The organism is Mycobacterium appelbergii (genome assembly GCF_032883035.1).
GTDB lineage: Bacteria > Actinomycetota > Actinomycetes > Mycobacteriales > Mycobacteriaceae > Mycobacterium > Mycobacterium appelbergii.
Window position 1 is genome coordinate 124,050 of the sequence record NZ_JAMQTH010000012.1, and the last position, 15,776, is coordinate 139,825.

The window sequence follows — 15,776 nt, forward strand, 5'->3', positions numbered from 1 at the left end:
ATGCGACGTTCTGCATGTCAACGGGCTCGCGCGGCGTGGCTGCGGAGTGGGCCTTCCGGGCGCGGCTCGGCACCTCGCTACGCTGTTGCACCGTGGCATCCATCATCGACACCGTTGCGAACCTGGCGAAACGCCGTGGCCTGGTCTTTCAGTCCGGCGAGATCTACGGGGGCACGAAGTCGGCGTGGGACTACGGGCCCTTGGGCGTGGAGCTCAAGGAGAACATCAAGCGGCAGTGGTGGCGGTCGGTGGTCACCGGTCGTGACGATGTCGTCGGCCTGGACAGCGCGATCATCCTGCCGCGCCAGGTGTGGGTGGCCTCCGGCCACGTCGAGGTGTTCAACGACCCGCTGGTGGAGTGCCTGAACTGCCACAAGCGGCATCGTCAGGACCACATGCAGGAGTCATACGCCGCCAAGAAGGGGTTGGACAACCCCGACGCGGTGCCGATGGACGAGATCGTCTGCCCGGACTGCGGCACCAAGGGGCAGTGGACCGAGCCGCGTGACTTCAACATGATGCTCAAGACCTACCTGGGTCCGATCGAGTCCGAGGAGGGCCTGCACTATCTGCGGCCCGAGACCGCCCAGGGCATCTTCGTCAACTTCGCCAACGTGGTCACCACTGCGCGTAAAAAGCCGCCGTTCGGTATCGGCCAGATCGGCAAGAGCTTCCGCAACGAGATCACCCCGGGCAACTTCATCTTCCGCACCCGCGAATTCGAGCAGATGGAGATGGAGTTCTTCGTCGAGCCGTCCACGGCCGGTGAGTGGCACAAGTACTGGATCGAGTCACGGCTGCAGTGGTACGTCGACCTGGGCATCAACCGCGACAACCTTCGGCTCTACGACCATCCCAAGGAAAAGCTGTCGCACTACTCCGACGGCACCGTGGACATCGAGTACAAGTTCGGCTTCCAGGGCAACCCGTGGGGTGAGCTGGAAGGTATCGCCAACCGCACTAACTTCGACTTGTCCACGCACGCAAAGCATTCCGGAGTCGACCTGTCGTTCTACGATCAGGGGACCGATACCCGCTACGTGCCGTATGTGATCGAGCCGGCAGCCGGTCTGACCCGCTCCCTGATGGCGTTCCTGGTCGACGCCTACACCGAGGACGAGGCGCCCAACGCCAAGGGCGGGGTCGACAAGCGCACCGTGCTCAAGCTCGATCCGCGACTGGCGCCTGTCAAGGCTGCGGTGCTGCCGCTGTCACGGCACGCCGATCTGTCACCCAAGGCGCGCGATCTCGCCGCCGAACTGCGGCAGAGCTGGAATGTCGAGTTCGACGACGCCGGTGCAATCGGGCGCCGCTACCGTCGCCAGGACGAGATCGGCACGCCGTACTGCGTGACCGTGGACTTCGACACCCTGGAGGACAACGCGGTCACCATCCGTGAGCGTGACGCGATGACCCAGGAGCGCATCGCGCTCGACAAGGTGTCCGACTACCTCGCCGTGCGGCTCAAGGGCGCCTGACGTTTTTCCCGGGCTTTTCCCGGGCTTTCCCGGCGAGCAGACACTTCCGTACCCGAAAAGTCGCACGCACGGGTACGGAAGTGTCTGCTCGCGGGGTTAGGTGGTCACGGCGCCGTTGCGATTTCGAGGACCACCCGGAATCGGGCTTGGCCGGACATCATCCGGTCATAGGCCTTCGGCGCGTCCGCGAACGGCATCAGCTCGTTCATCGGGGCAATGCCGTTGGCGATGCTGAACGCCAGGTTGTCCTCGTTGTCGATCGCCGATCCGGTGAGGCTGCCGAGAATGCTGCGGCCGCCGAAGATCAGGTCGGCGGTGTTCACCTCGATCGGGTCCGGTGCGGCGCCGACGACGACCAGTTGGCCGCGGGGACGCAACCCGGCGATCAGCGGGCTCATCGACGCCCCGCTCGCCGCGGTGGCGACGACTGCCGCCGCCCCGCCAAGGGCCGTCAGCGCCGCGCCAGGATCTTGGGCGCCGCTGTCGATGTAGTGGTCGGCACCCAATGTAGCTGCCAGATCTGCTTTTTCGGCGCCACGAGCAATCGCCACGACCCGGTAGCCGAACTTCTTCGCGTACTGCACGCCGAGGTGGCCGAGCCCGCCCAGACCCTGCACCCCGATCAGGCTGCCGTACGGCGCCCGCGTGGCGCGCAGCGCATTGAAGACCGTCACGCCCGCGCACAGCAGGGGAGCGGCGACCGAGGCATCAAGGCCGTCTGGCACCCGCACCAGGCCGGTTGCCCGCGCATAGACCATCTCCGCGTAGCCGCCGTCCACGCTGGTACCGGGAAGCGGCTGATCGGTGCAGTTGACGAAATCGCCCCGGCGGCAGTACTCGCACTGGTTGCACTGGCCGCCGAGAAAGCCCAAGCCCACGCGATCGCCCACGGCCCAGTTGTGCACGCCCTCTCCGACAGCGTCGACAATCCCGACGATCTCGTGACCAGGCACCACCGGTTGTGCGGGATCGGGACGCTGACCCTCGACCGCGAGGACATCGCTGTGGCACACACCGCAGGTGAGCACGCGGAGCCGGACCTGACCGGGATCGGGCGGGACCACCTCCCGTTCGACGAGTTCGAAGTTGCGTTGGCCCGTCACCTGATACGCCTGGTATGTCGACATGGCAGGTTCTCCTACGAGGCCGCGAACAGGGGTGCGTGCACCTGGCGGGTGAGGTCGTCGGCGAGCACTTCTGCTGCGCCCGAGACGATCCCGTCGACGATCTGGCGGGCGACGTCAGCAGGGTCGTTCTTCGGCACATCGAGATCGGCAGTCATCGAGGTATCGGTGTAGCCGAGGTAGGCCCCGATGACGTTGGTGTCCTGCTCGCGTAGTTCCAGGCGCAGCGAGTTCGTCGCCGACCACAGTGCCGCCTTGGACACTCCGTAGGAACCGTAGCCCGGCAGCCACGACAGCACGGAGGCGATGTTGACGATGGCGCCGCCCCGACCCGCCAGCTTGGGGGCGAAGGCCTGCGTCACCCGCAGCGCACCGAAGAAGTTGGTCTCCAGCACGGCGCGGACATCGTCGATGTCGTCGTGCAGCAATGACTGACCGCCGAGCACCCCGGCGTTGTTCACCACGATGGTGGCCTCACCGGCAATGTCGGCCAGGCGTCGCACCGAATCCCCGTCGGTGACATCGGCTTCCACGACGACGATCCTCGGATCGGTGGCTGTGCCGGGGCGGCGGCTGGTGGAATACACCGTGGCGGCGCCCCGGGCGAGCAGCTCGTCCACGATCGCCTTCCCCAGCCCCTGCTGCCCGCCCGTCACCAGCGCCGTCGCGCCCGCCACGTCTGTACCTGTCATGGTGCTCTCCTCGATCCTCGTCGTCGACCACGAGCGCCGTCCCGCTGATGGAGATCGCTGCGAGCGTGTCGGTCACACGTGTCGGTCACAATGGCCAACTCCGCTGACCGTCCACACATGACCTTCGTCAAGTTAGCAGGCTGAGTTGGAGTTGCCAACCTAGCTATGATGTGAGCATGCGCACCGATCCGTGGTCAGACGACGCCTGCCCCATCGCCCGCACCATGTCTGTACTCGGACAGCGGTGGGCGATCCTGATCATCCGCGAGGCACTGCTGGGCCGATCCCGGTTCTCCGAGTTCCGCGAACAGTTGGGCGTGGCCTCCGACGTGCTGAGTGCACGGCTGTCCGAGCTCGTTGCGGCCGGCCTCTTGGAGGTCGTCGACTACCGGGAGCCGGGCGATCGAACGCGCAGTCGTTACGTGCTGACCGACGCCGGTCGCGACCTGGTACCGGTATTGGCTGCGATGGGGCAGTGGGGCCACAAGCATTTGGCGCGGCCGTACGGCAGTGGCTACCGGTTCATCGAGGAGGAGTCGGGCGGCACCGCCCAGATCGGATTCCGCCGCGCCGACGGCACCTGGGTGCCGTCACGGCAGGTCGCGCTCACGGAAACCTACGCCGGTTAGCCGATTCTCCCCGGCGAGCAGACACGGCGGTACCCAAAAAGGCCCGCGTACGGGTACAGAAGTGTCTGCTCGCCAGAAAAGGGGACCGCCAGAACTTAGAACCGGCCCCCGCCACCGCTGTAGCTGCGGCCCGACGAGCGTGACGCGCCGCCGTAGGACGTCGGCCGGCCCATACTGCGGCCGCCACCGAAGCCTCCGCCGAACCCGCCACCGAAGCCGCCCCCGTAACCACCGCCGAACCCGCCGCCGCCCAGGACGTTGCCGATGAGGATGCCACCGAGCACGGCGCCCATATCTGATCCGCCACCGCCGCCGTACTGCGAGGTGTAGGAGCGCTGGGCGGCCCGCGCATCATCGTTGGCCAAGCTTTGGGCCTGCGCGGCCAGGTTCGACGCGCCGTTGGCATGCGCGGCGGCCTCGGTGGGATTGCTCGCCCGTTTCGCCTGTGCGGCCTCCAACTGCCTGCTGGCCTCGGCCAACCGGGTGCGAGCTTCCGGGCCGATGCTGCCGCGTCGGGTGTCGATGAAGTCCGACACGGCTTTGATCCGGGCCTGGGCGGTGAACATGGTCTGTTCCAGATTCCGGGCCAGTCGCTCTGCGGCCTCGCGTTGTTCGTGCACGCTGGCCAGCAACTGGTCCAGGTCGGCGTCGACTTTGGTCACTCGGGTGAACGTGCCCAGCGGATCAGCGGACCCGCTCCCGTTGGCGTCGGTGACGGCTTTGACGGCGGCATCGCGGGCCGTGGTGAGCTGAGCCGTTTGCGGTGTATTCGGTTGTCGCAGTAGCTCGTCGGCTTGGTCGATGCCCGCCTGGATGTCGGTCAGTGCGGCAGGAAGCCCGGCCACCGCCCGGTTGATGTCGGTCGCCGCGCTGTCGACGGCATCGAGCAGGGTGCGGGCCTGGCCGAGCGCGGATTCGGCCGCCCGCACCGCATCCACCAGGCCGATCTGATCGCCTGCCGGTCGGGCCACGAGACCACGGGCCGTGGTGATGTTGCGGTCGGCGAAGGACAGCCGCTCCTTGGCGTCGTCGACATTGCCGGCCACCGAACTGAGCGCCGCCGCGTCGAACTGCTGGTGCAGGCCGTCAAGGGTCTGCTGGGACGGACCCATGCGGGCGGTCAGGTCGACCATCTGCTGGGTCATGCTGTCCAGCCGGGTCGGGGCATTGATCACCAGATCGCGCAGCTGTTCGAAGGACTGGCTCTGCGCGTCGAGCTCACGGTCGGCCTTGGCCGCCGAGACCACCACGCGGGTCAGCAGGTCGCGTTGCTGCAGCGGCGTCTCCGGCACCGCGTCGTCAAGGGTCTGGCGCACATTGAAGGCTTGGGCCAAAGCGGTTTTCGCATTCGCCACCGCGCTGCTGAACGGCTCGGTCCGCTCCTGACCGAATTCTTCGACAGCCAACTGGAGCTCGGCCTCACTGGTGCGCACCGCGTTGTCGACGTCGACGACGATCGATCGGGACAGCTCGTCGAGCGCATCGAGCGGTACGGCGGCAAGAGCGTTGGGATCGGTGGGGTCGACCCGCTTGGCGGCCTCGAATTCGGCCTTGCGGCGCTTGGCCCGTCGCCGGCGGGCCCACCACCACAGCAGGACCACAAGCACCGCGACCACAGCCAACCCGATGATCACCGCCGACCACGACACGCCGCCGGCCGATTCGGGTTCGGTGTTGAGGCCGTCAGCCGCCGCGATCGCCGCGCCGCCCCAGTCGCCGCGGCGCAGCGCCGGTTCGATGCTGTTGCGCCGGATGTCGTCGGTCCGGCTGGACGTGCCGCCGGACACCGTGGAGGGCACCTGGAACGCGAAGGCACGGTCGGTGATGGCCACCGCCAGTAACGCGTCGTCGTCCCCGAAGTCACTGAGCTGCATGGTGCTCTGCGCCCAGCCGAGCCAGTTCTCATTCGAGAAGTCCTCGACGAACACCACCCACAGTTGGATGTGACGGTCGTCGTAGAGCTTGTCGAGAGCCCGTTGCACATCGGCCTGTTGGGAACCGGACAGCGCACCGGCGTGGTCGGTGAGTTGTGTGGCCAGGCGCAGCGGTGGCTCGGCGGCGGCGCCGGGAGCAACCAGCAGCCCGGTCAACAGGATCACCAGAAGTGTGGGAAGCAGACGGGCGAGGCGCATGACGGCCAATCTAATGCGCTGGCAGGGTTGGGCGGTGCGTCCTGGCAGACTGTGCCTCGGTGAGTGGACAGCGGCAGGACCCCTACGACGACTTCGACCGGCAACGTCTGGTGGTCGAATCGCCCAAGGCTGCCGCGCTGCCGGGCACCGGAACCGAGCATCGCACCGACTTCTCCCGCGACCGGGCCCGGGTGCTGCACAGTGCGGCGCTGCGCCGGCTGGCCGACAAGACCCAGGTGGTCGGGCCACGCGAGGGCGACACCCCGCGTACCCGGCTGACCCATTCCCTGGAGGTGGCCCAGATCGGCCGGGGAATGGCCGTCGGGCTGGGATGCGACGCCGATCTGGTCGACCTGGCCGGGCTCGCCCACGACATCGGTCACCCGCCCTACGGGCACAACGGGGAACGCGCCCTCGACGAGATTGCCGATGCCTTCGGCGGGTTCGAGGGGAATGCGCAGAACTTCCGGATCCTGACCCGTATCGAGCCCAAAGTGCTTGATGGTGAGGGCCGGTCGGCCGGGTTGAACCTGACCAGGGCAGCCCTGGATGCGGTGGCGAAGTATCCGTGGCACCGCACCCCGCACCGCAAGAAGTTCGGTTTCTACGACGATGATGTCGACGCGGCAAATTGGGTGCGCGACGGTGCGCCCGCCGAGCGGCCGTGCCTGGAGGCCCAGGTGATGGACTGGGCCGACGACGTCGCCTACTCCGTGCATGACGTCGAGGACGGGGTGATCTCCGGGCGCATCGATCTGCGGGTGCTCGCTGATCCCGACGCGGCCGCATCGTTGGCCCGTCTCGGCGCCCGCTCCTTTCCGACGGTCACCCACGACGATCTGCTGGCCGCCGCCCAGCGGCTGTCGGAGATGCCCGTGGTCGCAGGGGTGGGCAAGTACGACGGCACGCTGGCCGCGTCGGTCGCCCTCAAGCGGCTCACGAGTGAGCTCGTCGGCCGGTTCGCCAACGCGGCGATCACCGCGACCCAGGCCGTGGCCGGATCCGGCCCGCTTCGGCGGTTCGACACCGACCTCGCTGTGCCGCCCCTGGTGCGTGCCGAGGTGGCAGTGCTGAAGATGCTGGCCCTGCAGTTCATCATGTCCGACCACCAGCACCTGCAGATTCAGGCCGATCAGCGGACGCGTATTCACGAGGTCGCGCTCACGTTGTGGGCGCAGGCGCCCGGCAGCCTGGACCCGCAGCTGGCGGTCGAGTTCGCCGCCGCTGCCGACGACGGTGCCCGGCTGCGTGTGGTGGTCGATCAGATCGCGTCCTACACCGAGGGCCGCTTGGAACGGGTGCACGAGGCGCGTTCGCCCCGGCCGTTGGACTGACGTCCGGCTAGTGTGCCTGCGAGCTGACCAGGCCGCACACGAGCTCGGGCCGCGCCCACAGCAATGAGCCGCCCACCCCCGCCACGACCGTGCGCGTGGCCCCGCGAATGCGGGTGGCGAGCGTGGCGCCCTGATCGGGTGAGTGCACGTGGTCGTCGCTGCCGAAGAACAGGCGTACCGGCACACCCGGGTTCAGCAGGTCCGATGGCCAGGCGGTGGTGGCGAGCACGGCGTCGCGGGCATAGCCGTCGGGTCCGTGCGCGAAGCCGTCGACCAGGGCGGCCCGCAGCATGGTCCGGAAGCCCGGTTCGCCGTAGACCGCGTCGTCCGAGGCCGGATAGTCGGCCATCACCATGTCGAACAGCTTCGCCGCGGTATAGCCCGACAACTCCTGCATCGCGGCGTCGGGGTCGTCGGCGATGCCGGTCACGAACTCGCGGTGTGGCCCGGGGAGTTGTGCGGTCGTCGCCGGATGGCCCAGGTCGTCGATGGGGGAGACAAGCAGCACCGTGGACACCCGCCCCGTGGTGGCCAGCGCCAGGCCGAACGGGGCGCCCTGGGAGTTGGCGACGACGGGAACGGCATCGCCGACGACGATGTCGACGAGGGCGGCCAGGTCGGCAGCCACGCTGTCGAGGGTCTTGTGCGGGTCAGGATCGGAGGACCCGAGCCCGGGCCGGTCGACCGAGATCAGCCGAACTCCGTACTCGGCGAGGGTGTCAAGCCCGAACGCCATCCGGCGGCCACAGCCCGCGCCGGGGATGAACAGCACCGGTGTACCGGATGTCGGCCCATATGAGGTGTAGGCCACCTGCCTGCCACAGTGCTCGATGGATCCGTCAGTCATCGCAGATCAGTGTCTCAGCCGGCGTCCTGCCCACCGCAGGCAAACCGGGTCAACCGTCGTTTCCGGCACGCATAGACTGGGCCGGTGGCCGGCCGGATTCCTGATAGAGATATCGCGGCCATCCGTGAAAAAGTTCGCATCGAGGATGTGGTCGGCGACTACGTCCAGCTGAGGCGGGCCGGGGCCGATTCCATGAAGGGGCTGTGCCCGTTCCACGACGAGAAGTCACCGTCGTTTCACGTGCGGCCCAACCATGGCCACTTCCACTGCTTCGGCTGCGGGGAGGGCGGCGACGTGTACGCCTTCATCCAGAAGATCGAGCACGTCACGTTCGTCGAGGCCGTCGAGCTGCTCGCCGACAAGGTCGGCTACACCGTCACCTATACCGGCTCCTCCACGACGAACGTGCAACGCGACCGGGGGAGTCGCAGCAGGCTGCTCGCGGCCAACGCCGCGGCCCAGGAGTTCTACGCCGAAGCCCTGCAGTCCGAAGAGGCCGCCGAGGCCCGCACCTACCTGACCGAACGCAACTTCGACGCCGCTGTGGCCGCCCAGTTCGGCTGTGGTTATGCGCCGTCGGGCTGGGACAAACTGACAAAGCACCTGCTGCGCAAGGGCTTCGAGTTCAAGGAACTGGAAGCTGCGGGGCTGAGCCGCGAGGGTAAGCGGGGGCCGATGGACCGGTTCCACCGCCGGTTGTTGTGGCCGATCCGGGTGTCGTCGGGAGAGACCATCGGGTTCGGCGCGCGGCGCCTGTTCGACGACGACCAGAACCAGGCCAAGTACGTCAACACCCCCGAAACCGTGCTGTACAAGAAGTCGCAGGTGCTGTTCGGGCTGGACCGGGCCAAGCGCGATATCGCCAAGGGGCATCAGGCTGTGGTGGTCGAGGGCTACACCGACGTGATGGCCATGCACCTGGCCGGCGTGACCACCGCCGTGGCGTCCTGCGGGACCGCGTTCGGTGACCAGCACCTGTCCATGTTGCGGCGACTCATGATGGACGACAACTTCTTCCGCGGCGAGCTGATCTACGTGTTCGACGGTGACGCCGCGGGCCGTGCCGCGGCGGTGAAAGCCTTCGAAGGTGAACAGAACCTGGCCGGGCAGTCGTTCGTCGCGGTGGCCGCTGACGGTATGGACCCCTGCGATCTCCGGCTGCGTTCCGGCGACGGCACCTTGCGGGATCTGGTGGCACGACGAACGCCCTTGTTCGAGTTCGTGATTCGCAGCGCCCTGGCCGAGCACGACCTGGAGAGTGCCGAGGGCCGGGTGGCGGCGCTGCGCCGGTGTGTGCCGATGGCCGGCCGGATCAAAGACCCCACGCTGCGCGACGAATACGCCCGTCAGCTCGCAGGCTGGGTCGGCTGGGACGATGTGGCGCAGGTAATCGGGCGGGTACGCGAAGAAGCGTCCCGCGGCGGCAAACGCGATACGCGTCGCACCCCGGCCGAATCACCGCAGCGCCCGAAAGCACCACCGGTGCAACGGCCCAACCCGACCGATCCGACATTGTGGCCCCAGCGTGAGGCGCTCAAGTCCGGGCTGCAGTATCCGGCCCTGGCCGGGCCGGTGTTCGACTCGCTGACTGTCGACAGCTTCACCCATCCGGGCTATGCCGCCGTGCGGGCGGCGATGGAGGCCGCGGGCGGCGCGGCGGCCGGTAAGTCGGGCGCGGAGTGGATCGAGGCGGTCCGCGAGCAGGCGGCCTCCCCGGCGGCCGCCAGCCTCGTCAACGAGCTGGGCGTGGAGGCCATCAACGTCGAGGACGATGAGCGGCTGCCGCGTTACATCGCCAGTGTGCTGGCGCGCCTGCAGGAAGTGTGGGTCGGCAGGCAGATCGCCGAGGTGAAATCCAAGCTGCAGCGGATGTCGCCGGTCGAGCAGGGGGACGAGTATCACGCCCTGTTCGGTGACCTGGTGGCGATGGAGTCCTACCGGCGCAGCCTGCTGGAACAGGCCAGTGGTGACGACCTCACTGCGTGAGCGTCCGCAAGGCGATATGGTGAGTACGCGCTCGACCCTCTGGACGACGCGAGAAAGGTGACGCGGTGACATTGATCAACACCAGGACCCGGCGGTTCATCGCCGTCGGCGCATTCGCCGTGGCCACGGCTGCCGCGCCCGCGTTGTTCGCCGCCACAGCACCCCAGGCCGGTACCGACGTCAACGCCGCCCCGGCCTGCCTGGCGTGGTTCGGCAACAAAGAGAACGGCAAGTGCCTGTCCTACTCCAACGGCACGCCCGCTCAGGTGGGAACGCCGTGGGTCGGTGGCGGGCCCAATGGCGGCGTGTACTCAGGGCCGCTGCTGCCCGGCACCTCCATCAATCGGGGTATCGGCTAGCTTTCTGGCCACGCTTTACCGAAACGTCGGTGCGCTCCTCCGGGGAGAGCACCGACGTTTCGTCGTCGATGGACGTCAACGTCCACTGCGGGTCCGGCGACACGCTCTTGGCGATCTTGCGGCGTCCGGCGTCCAGCACCGCCTTCGTGGCGGGGTTGGCGGTCACCGCACGATAGGTGCTGGCGATCTGCTCGTAGCGGCGGCGGCCGGCCTTCGCGCCCAGCACGTAGCCGACGGCGATCACAGCGGCAAAGCGGATCACGGCGTTCCTCCCAGACAAAGTGCTTGTGTCCATCCTGCCTCACCGAGTGGCGGACCCGCCCGTGTGGGAGGGCATTGGCGGCAGCGGCGGTGCGTACGCTAGAGTCAACGCTCGTCCCGCAGAGCAGATCTGCGCGGAAGGCAGTCCCCTGTAGCTCAATTGGCAGAGCATTCGGCTGTTAACCGAAGGGTTGCTGGTTCGAGTCCAGCCGGGGGAGCAGAGTTCGAGCGAATCAACCCTGCTGTTTGGCCTGTTGCTGACGCGCGGCCTGGGCCAGCGCCTCCACCAGCGGGTTGGACGCGGTCGCGAGGGCCTTCCGCTCGTCCTCGGTCAGTTGGTAGAACGTCCACACCCCCCAGGCGGCCGGCCGTACATAGACGGTCACCCGCTGCTGGTTGTTGTTCTGCAACACGGCGGGGACGGCGACGGCGCGGTCGATGGTGGCCGAGCTCACCATTTCCTCGGCGATCTTGTCGACATCGACCGATTCCTGCAGTTGGTAGAGCACGGCCTTGTTGGCAGGGCCTTCCATGGCGAGGAACCAGGCCATCAGCGTCTCCTTCAATCAGGGTGGGTAGCGCGCTCACTGTATGGGATCAGCCCAGACTGTGAGGATCGAACGTAGGCTCGTCGGTATGCGACTCGTGCGGTTGTTCGTGATCCTCGCGCTCGGGCTGGTTGCTGCGGGCTGTGGGTGGAGTCCGCCCTCGGCGCCGCCTCCGAAGCCCGATACCTGCTCACCGACCGACGGACCCAGCGCCGACACGGTCGCCCAGGAGATCGCGAAACTACCTGCACCCGAGGCCGGCTCAGAGTGGACGCAGATCAAGGACGGGCACACCAGCAACTGCCGGTTGTACTGGGTGCAGGTCGCCCAGACCGATCCCGAGCCCAACAGCGTCGGGCAGTTGCTGTTCTTCGACCGGAAAACCCCGCTCGGCCCGGCCACGCCCGAGCCGCGGCCCTACATCAATGTCGTCACCAATGCGGATGACACCGTGGTGGTGAACTACCAGTGGCAGCAGGGCCAGGACTCACCGAAGGCACCGACCGGCATCGCGACCGTGCGGTTCCGCATCGGTGACGACGGCAAGCTCCAGGCCGTGGATCCGCTTCCGGAGATTTAGCCGTTGAGCAACTCAGCGGGATCCAGCATCGCCGCGTAGCGCAACTGCTCGGGGATTCCGAACCCGTCGACGAGCGTCTCGGCGTGCGGACGCAGCGTGCGGCAGCGTTCGTTGATGCCCCGGGTGACGGCCTTGGCCCGCTCGGTGGACAGATACCGGTGCTCGATGAACCAGGCCTTGTCGCCTTCGATCACCGAGAGCGCATACAGGTCGCAGACGTCTTCGAGCAGTCCGCGCGCGGTGTCGTCCTCACAGGCATCGATACCGGCCACGAACGCCTCCAGCACCACGCGGTCGATGTGTGCGGTGGCGGCATGCAGCACGTGATCCTGTACCGCGTTGAAGGCGTCGAAGGCCGACATCTCCTTGGACTTGCCCTGCAGGCGGCGCGCGACCGAGGCGATCAGGTACTCCTCGCGGTCCTCGAACATCTTGACCTGGGTGCCGCGGTTGAACAGGCTGCCCTCTTCCTCGTTGTCCTGCCGGGTATCGAGGATGGTTTGGATGATCGTCTCGGCGGCGGTGCGCTTCAGGACCCGCTCACCGGCGAAGTTGGCCGCGAACCGCACCCACTCGACCGGGCTCATGCCTTTGATGTCGTCGGCGTAGGCGGTCAGTAGCTGCTTGGCCACCAGCTGGGTCAGCACATGGTTGTCACCCTCGAATGTGGTGAACACATCGGTGTCGGCTTTGAGCGCGATCAGCCGGTTTTCGGCCATGTAACCCGCACCGCCGCAGGCTTCCCGGGCCTCCTGGATGGCTTTGGTCGCATGCCAGGTGTTGGCGGCTTTGAGGCCGGCGGCGCGCGCTTCGAGCTCGCGCTGCTCTTCGGGGTCGGGGTCGTCGGCGGTCTGGAGTTCGTGACATTTGGCCACGAGTTCGTTCTGTGCGAACTGCAGTGCGTAGGACTTCGCGATGAGGGGGAACAACCGCCGCTGGTGCACGAGATAGTCCATGATCAGCACTTCGGCGTCGTCGTCGGGCGCGCTGAACTGCCTGCGTTCCAAGGCATACCGCGTCGCGATGTCCAGAGCCACGCGGGCGGCGGCGCCTGCGCTGCCGCCGACTGTCACCCGCCCGCGGATCAGTGTGCCCAGCATGGTGAAGAAGCGCCGGCCCGGATTCTCGATCGGTGAACTGTAGGTCCCGTCCGGCGCCACATCGGCGTACTTGTTCAGCAGGTTCTCCCGCGGTACCCGGACGTTGTCGAAGACGATGCGGCCGTTGTCGACGCCGGGCAGCCCACCCTTGTAGTGGCAGTCCGACGTGGTCACGCCAGGCATGTTGTTGCCCATGTCGTCGCGGATGGGCACCATGAGGCAGTGCACCCCGTGGCCTTCCCCGTCAGGGGTCACGAGTTGTGCGAAAACCGTTGCCACTCGCGCTGTTTCGGCAGCGCCACCGATGTAGTCCTTACGCGCCGTCGGGGTGGCGGAGTTGATCACGAACTCCTGGGTCTGCGGATCGTAGGTGGCGACGGTTTCCAGTGACTGCACATCGCTGCCATGGCCGGTCTCGGTCATCGCGAAGCACCCCAGCAGGTCCAGATCGATGAGCCGCCGCACATAGGCCTTGTGGTGGCGTTCGGTGCCGAGATTCTCGATGGCGCCGCCGAACAGGCCCCACTGCACCCCGGCCTTGACCATCAGGGACAGGTCCGACATCGCGAGCATCTCGATCTGGATGATCGCCGCACCGACATCACCGTTGCCGCCGTGCTCTTTCTTGAAGCCGTCCTCTGCGGCGCCCGCGGCGGCCATGATCTTGAGTTGTTCAGCCACTTTGGCTCGGGCGATGACGGTGTTCGGGGTGTAGTGCGGCCGGAAAATGTCATGCGAGAGCTTGGTCCGCATGGCGTTCTTGGCGTCACGCCAACGGCCGTCCAGCGTATTGCGCAGATGCTCGGCAGTGGAGGTCATACCCGACCGTAACGCGCGAGCACGCCAACCCAGGTAAACCTGAGTAGAACGGTCAAAACCGGTCGGCGTTGAATCTAGCCATGACCGATCGGCCCGAGCCGGTGTCGCCCACCGGGTTGCCACATGTCATCGATCACCGGCACGCCGATGTGTCGGGGGGTTGGCTGCGTGCGGCCACCTTCGGCGCGATGGATGGTCTGGTCAGCAATACCGCACTGATTGCCGGTGTGGCCGCCAGTGCGAGCGCGCAGACTGTGGTGCTCAGCGGTGTGGCCGGGTTGCTGGCGGGCGCGTTCTCCATGGCGCTCGGCGAATACACCTCGGTGACCACGGCCAATGAGCAGATCGACTCCGAGGTGCGGGTCGAGCGCCGGTCATTCCGCAAGAATCCCGAGGGCGAGCGGGCGGAGCTGGTCGCGATGTTGATGGACATGGGCATGACGGAGCCGACCGCCGCCCGGGCGACCGAGGAGATCCACCAGGACGAGAAGCGGGCACTGAACTTCCATCTGGTCCAGGAGCTTGGCGTCGATCCGCGGGAGAAGCCGTCCGCGCAGCTCGCCGCAATCTCCTCGTTCTTCTTGTTCGCGATCGGCGCGATCATCCCGCTGATCCCGTATCTGCTCGGATACGAATCGCTGTGGGCCGGGCTGGCTTGTGGCGGGGTGGGCCTGCTCATCGCCGGCGGCGGGGCGGCACGGTTCACCCGCAAACCGCTGGCCACGGCGGCGTTGCGGCAGCTGGCGTTCGGATCGGTCGCGATCGCTGCGACCTATGTCGTCGGCACGCTGATCGGCACCGTCACCACCTGATGCTGGGCCGAATACTGCTGGCCGGCGCCCTGATACTGGCCGGTTGTGCCACGCCGCCGGGTTCGGCGCCCGAGCTGCACTATCTCGGGCAGACACAACTCCGTGCCGGGATGACGCTGGACCACACCCTGATCGGCGGATTGTCCGGCATCAGCTACGACCCGGCGGGCCGGCAGTACTACATCGTCAGTGACGATCGCTCGGCCAAGGCCCCGGCCCGGTTCTACACCGCTCGGATACCCGTGTCCGGTAACGGGATCGGCGATGTCGAATTCGTCGAAACCCGTCCCTGGCTGGATCGTGATGGCAGACCGTTCGGCCCGTTGGACGCCGCGGCCCATCCGCCGGTGATCCCACCTGACGCCGAGGGGATCGCGTTCGATCCGCAGCGGCAACGGCTGTACTGGTCCAGCGAAGGGGAGCGACGCGAGGATGGCGTACGGCTCGATCCGTGGGTGCGCATCGGCGGGCTCGACGGCGGTTATCTGGGTGAGTTCGTGTTGCCGGATCCGCTGCTGATGACGGGCCCGGACCACGGCGCACGGCAGAACAAGGCGCTGGAAGGGCTTTCGCTCAGCCCTGACGGCCGCCACCTGTGGGCCGCGATGGAGGGTCCGGTGTCCCAGGACGGCCCGCTTCCCGATGAACACCATGGTGCGCTGACCCGCATCACCCGCTTCGACGTCGAAACCGGGGCGGCCGATGCCGAATACACCTATCCGCTCGATCCGGTGAGTGCCGGACCCGGCGGCGACAACGGACTGTCCGATCTGGTGGCTCTCGACGATGGCACGTTCCTGATCATCGAGCGGGGCTACGGCACGCACGTGTCGGCGCGGATCTACCGGGCCAGGATCACCGAGGGCTCCACCGAGCTGACGAAGACCCTGGCGGTGGATCTCACCGCCACACCGGGGCTTTCGCCGCTGGACAACATCGAGGGAATCACCCTGGGACCCAAGCTCCCGGACGGGCGACAGTCGGTCATTCTGGTGAGCGACGACAACTTTTCGCCGACTCAGGTGACGCAGTTTCTGCTGTTCGCGATGTAGACCCGCGCAACGAAAGGCGGCTC

At 67.1% G+C, this 15,776-nt stretch carries 15 protein-coding genes and 1 tRNA gene; 9 read left to right on the forward strand and 7 right to left on the reverse strand.

Annotation, left to right across the window (positions count from 1 at the left end):
* Positions 1-92 precede the first annotated feature (92 nt).
* The gene (locus M1247_RS25710) at positions 93-1,478 is read left to right on the forward strand and encodes a glycine--tRNA ligase (protein ID WP_317159234.1); all 1,386 of its coding nucleotides are present in this window, start codon (positions 93-95) and stop codon (positions 1,476-1,478) included.
* Between the two features lie 104 nt (positions 1,479-1,582).
* Here M1247_RS25710 and M1247_RS25715 read toward each other — a convergent pair whose 3' ends face one another.
* Together M1247_RS25715 and M1247_RS25720 are read right to left on the reverse strand one after the other, a co-directional pair.
* Positions 1,583-2,605, reverse strand: coding sequence for an alcohol dehydrogenase catalytic domain-containing protein (locus tag M1247_RS25715; RefSeq protein WP_317159235.1), 1,023 nt, complete (start codon positions 2,603-2,605; stop codon positions 1,583-1,585).
* 11 nt (positions 2,606-2,616) lie between these two features.
* Positions 2,617-3,294, reverse strand: a complete 678-nt coding sequence (locus M1247_RS25720; RefSeq protein ID WP_317159236.1) for an SDR family oxidoreductase — start codon at positions 3,292-3,294, stop codon at positions 2,617-2,619.
* 176 nt (positions 3,295-3,470) lie between these two features.
* Here M1247_RS25720 and M1247_RS25725 point away from each other — a divergent pair, with 176 nt between their 5' ends.
* Positions 3,471-3,923 (forward strand): winged helix-turn-helix transcriptional regulator, encoded by a 453-nt coding sequence (locus M1247_RS25725; protein ID WP_317159237.1) that lies wholly within the window; start codon positions 3,471-3,473, stop codon positions 3,921-3,923.
* 95 nt (positions 3,924-4,018) lie between these two features.
* On the opposite strand, the gene M1247_RS25730 is transcribed toward M1247_RS25725, so the two are convergent.
* Positions 4,019-6,055, reverse strand: coding sequence for a TPM domain-containing protein (locus M1247_RS25730; RefSeq protein WP_317159238.1), 2,037 nt, complete (start codon positions 6,053-6,055; stop codon positions 4,019-4,021).
* Between the two features lie 59 nt (positions 6,056-6,114).
* Here M1247_RS25730 and M1247_RS25735 point away from each other — a divergent pair, with 59 nt between their 5' ends.
* Positions 6,115-7,389: a deoxyguanosinetriphosphate triphosphohydrolase gene (locus tag M1247_RS25735; RefSeq protein ID WP_317159239.1), complete on the forward strand. Its 1,275-nt coding sequence runs from the start codon at positions 6,115-6,117 to the stop codon at positions 7,387-7,389.
* 7 nt (positions 7,390-7,396) lie between these two features.
* On the opposite strand, the gene M1247_RS25740 is transcribed toward M1247_RS25735, so the two are convergent.
* On the reverse strand, positions 7,397-8,236 hold the full coding sequence (locus M1247_RS25740; RefSeq protein WP_317159240.1) for an alpha/beta fold hydrolase: 840 nt from the start codon (positions 8,234-8,236) through the stop codon (positions 7,397-7,399).
* Between the two features lie 84 nt (positions 8,237-8,320).
* Here M1247_RS25740 and dnaG point away from each other — a divergent pair, with 84 nt between their 5' ends.
* Both dnaG and M1247_RS25750 read left to right on the forward strand, forming a co-directional pair.
* Complete coding sequence (dnaG, locus tag M1247_RS25745; RefSeq protein ID WP_317159241.1) at positions 8,321-10,222, forward strand: DNA primase; 1,902 nt, start codon at positions 8,321-8,323, stop codon at positions 10,220-10,222.
* Between the two features lie 65 nt (positions 10,223-10,287).
* Entirely contained in the window at positions 10,288-10,581 is a 294-nt protein-coding gene (locus tag M1247_RS25750; RefSeq protein ID WP_317159242.1) for a DUF7155 family protein, read from the forward strand.
* Here the strand turns inward: M1247_RS25750 and M1247_RS25755 are convergent.
* Positions 10,562-10,843, reverse strand: coding sequence for a hypothetical protein (locus tag M1247_RS25755; protein WP_317159243.1), 282 nt, complete (start codon positions 10,841-10,843; stop codon positions 10,562-10,564). The two genes, M1247_RS25750 and M1247_RS25755, sit on opposite strands and share 20 nt — an antisense overlap.
* A 144-nt stretch (positions 10,844-10,987) precedes the next feature.
* Here M1247_RS25755 and M1247_RS25760 point away from each other — a divergent pair.
* Positions 10,988-11,060: transfer RNA gene (locus tag M1247_RS25760), tRNA-Asn, on the forward strand.
* 15 nt (positions 11,061-11,075) lie between these two features.
* Here the strand turns inward: M1247_RS25760 and M1247_RS25765 are convergent.
* A complete protein-coding gene (locus M1247_RS25765) occupies positions 11,076-11,393 on the reverse strand; it encodes a hypothetical protein (RefSeq protein WP_317159244.1) in 318 nt (105 codons plus the stop codon).
* Between the two features lie 85 nt (positions 11,394-11,478).
* Between M1247_RS25765 and M1247_RS25770 the strand changes: the two genes are divergently transcribed.
* Positions 11,479-11,970, forward strand: a complete 492-nt coding sequence (locus M1247_RS25770) for an LppP/LprE family lipoprotein (protein ID WP_317159245.1) — start codon at positions 11,479-11,481, stop codon at positions 11,968-11,970.
* On the opposite strand, the gene M1247_RS25775 is transcribed toward M1247_RS25770, so the two are convergent.
* Complete coding sequence (locus tag M1247_RS25775) at positions 11,967-13,889, reverse strand: acyl-CoA dehydrogenase family protein (protein ID WP_317159246.1); 1,923 nt, start codon at positions 13,887-13,889, stop codon at positions 11,967-11,969. The two genes, M1247_RS25770 and M1247_RS25775, sit on opposite strands and share 4 nt — an antisense overlap.
* Positions 13,890-13,969: 80 nt before the next feature.
* Between M1247_RS25775 and M1247_RS25780 the strand changes: the two genes are divergently transcribed.
* Together M1247_RS25780 and M1247_RS25785 are read left to right on the forward strand one after the other, a co-directional pair.
* Positions 13,970-14,701: a VIT1/CCC1 transporter family protein gene (locus M1247_RS25780; RefSeq protein ID WP_317159247.1), complete on the forward strand. Its 732-nt coding sequence runs from the start codon at positions 13,970-13,972 to the stop codon at positions 14,699-14,701.
* Positions 14,701-15,753, forward strand: a complete 1,053-nt coding sequence (locus M1247_RS25785) for an esterase-like activity of phytase family protein (protein WP_317159248.1) — start codon at positions 14,701-14,703, stop codon at positions 15,751-15,753. Before M1247_RS25780 ends, M1247_RS25785 begins: the two co-directional genes overlap by 1 nt.
* Positions 15,754-15,776: the final 23 nt, after the last annotated feature.

Bases quoted from the DNA above. Each gene is read 5' to 3' on its own strand.
- M1247_RS25715 (WP_317159235.1), bottom strand. From the start codon at position 2,605: ATGTCGACATACCAGGCGTATCAGGTGACGGGCCAACGCAACTTCGAA.
- M1247_RS25720 (WP_317159236.1), bottom strand. From the start codon at position 3,294: ATGACAGGTACAGACGTGGCGGGCGCGACGGCGCTGGTGACGGGCGGG.
- M1247_RS25725 (WP_317159237.1), top strand. From the start codon at position 3,471: ATGCGCACCGATCCGTGGTCAGACGACGCCTGCCCCATCGCCCGCACC.
- M1247_RS25730 (WP_317159238.1), bottom strand. From the start codon at position 6,055: ATGCGCCTCGCCCGTCTGCTTCCCACACTTCTGGTGATCCTGTTGACC.
- M1247_RS25740 (WP_317159240.1), bottom strand. From the start codon at position 8,236: ATGACTGACGGATCCATCGAGCACTGTGGCAGGCAGGTGGCCTACACC.
- M1247_RS25765 (WP_317159244.1), bottom strand. From the start codon at position 11,393: ATGGCCTGGTTCCTCGCCATGGAAGGCCCTGCCAACAAGGCCGTGCTC.
- M1247_RS25770 (WP_317159245.1), top strand. From the start codon at position 11,479: ATGCGACTCGTGCGGTTGTTCGTGATCCTCGCGCTCGGGCTGGTTGCT.
- M1247_RS25775 (WP_317159246.1), bottom strand. From the start codon at position 13,889: ATGACCTCCACTGCCGAGCATCTGCGCAATACGCTGGACGGCCGTTGG.
- M1247_RS25780 (WP_317159247.1), top strand. From the start codon at position 13,970: ATGACCGATCGGCCCGAGCCGGTGTCGCCCACCGGGTTGCCACATGTC.
- M1247_RS25785 (WP_317159248.1), top strand. From the start codon at position 14,701: ATGCTGGGCCGAATACTGCTGGCCGGCGCCCTGATACTGGCCGGTTGT.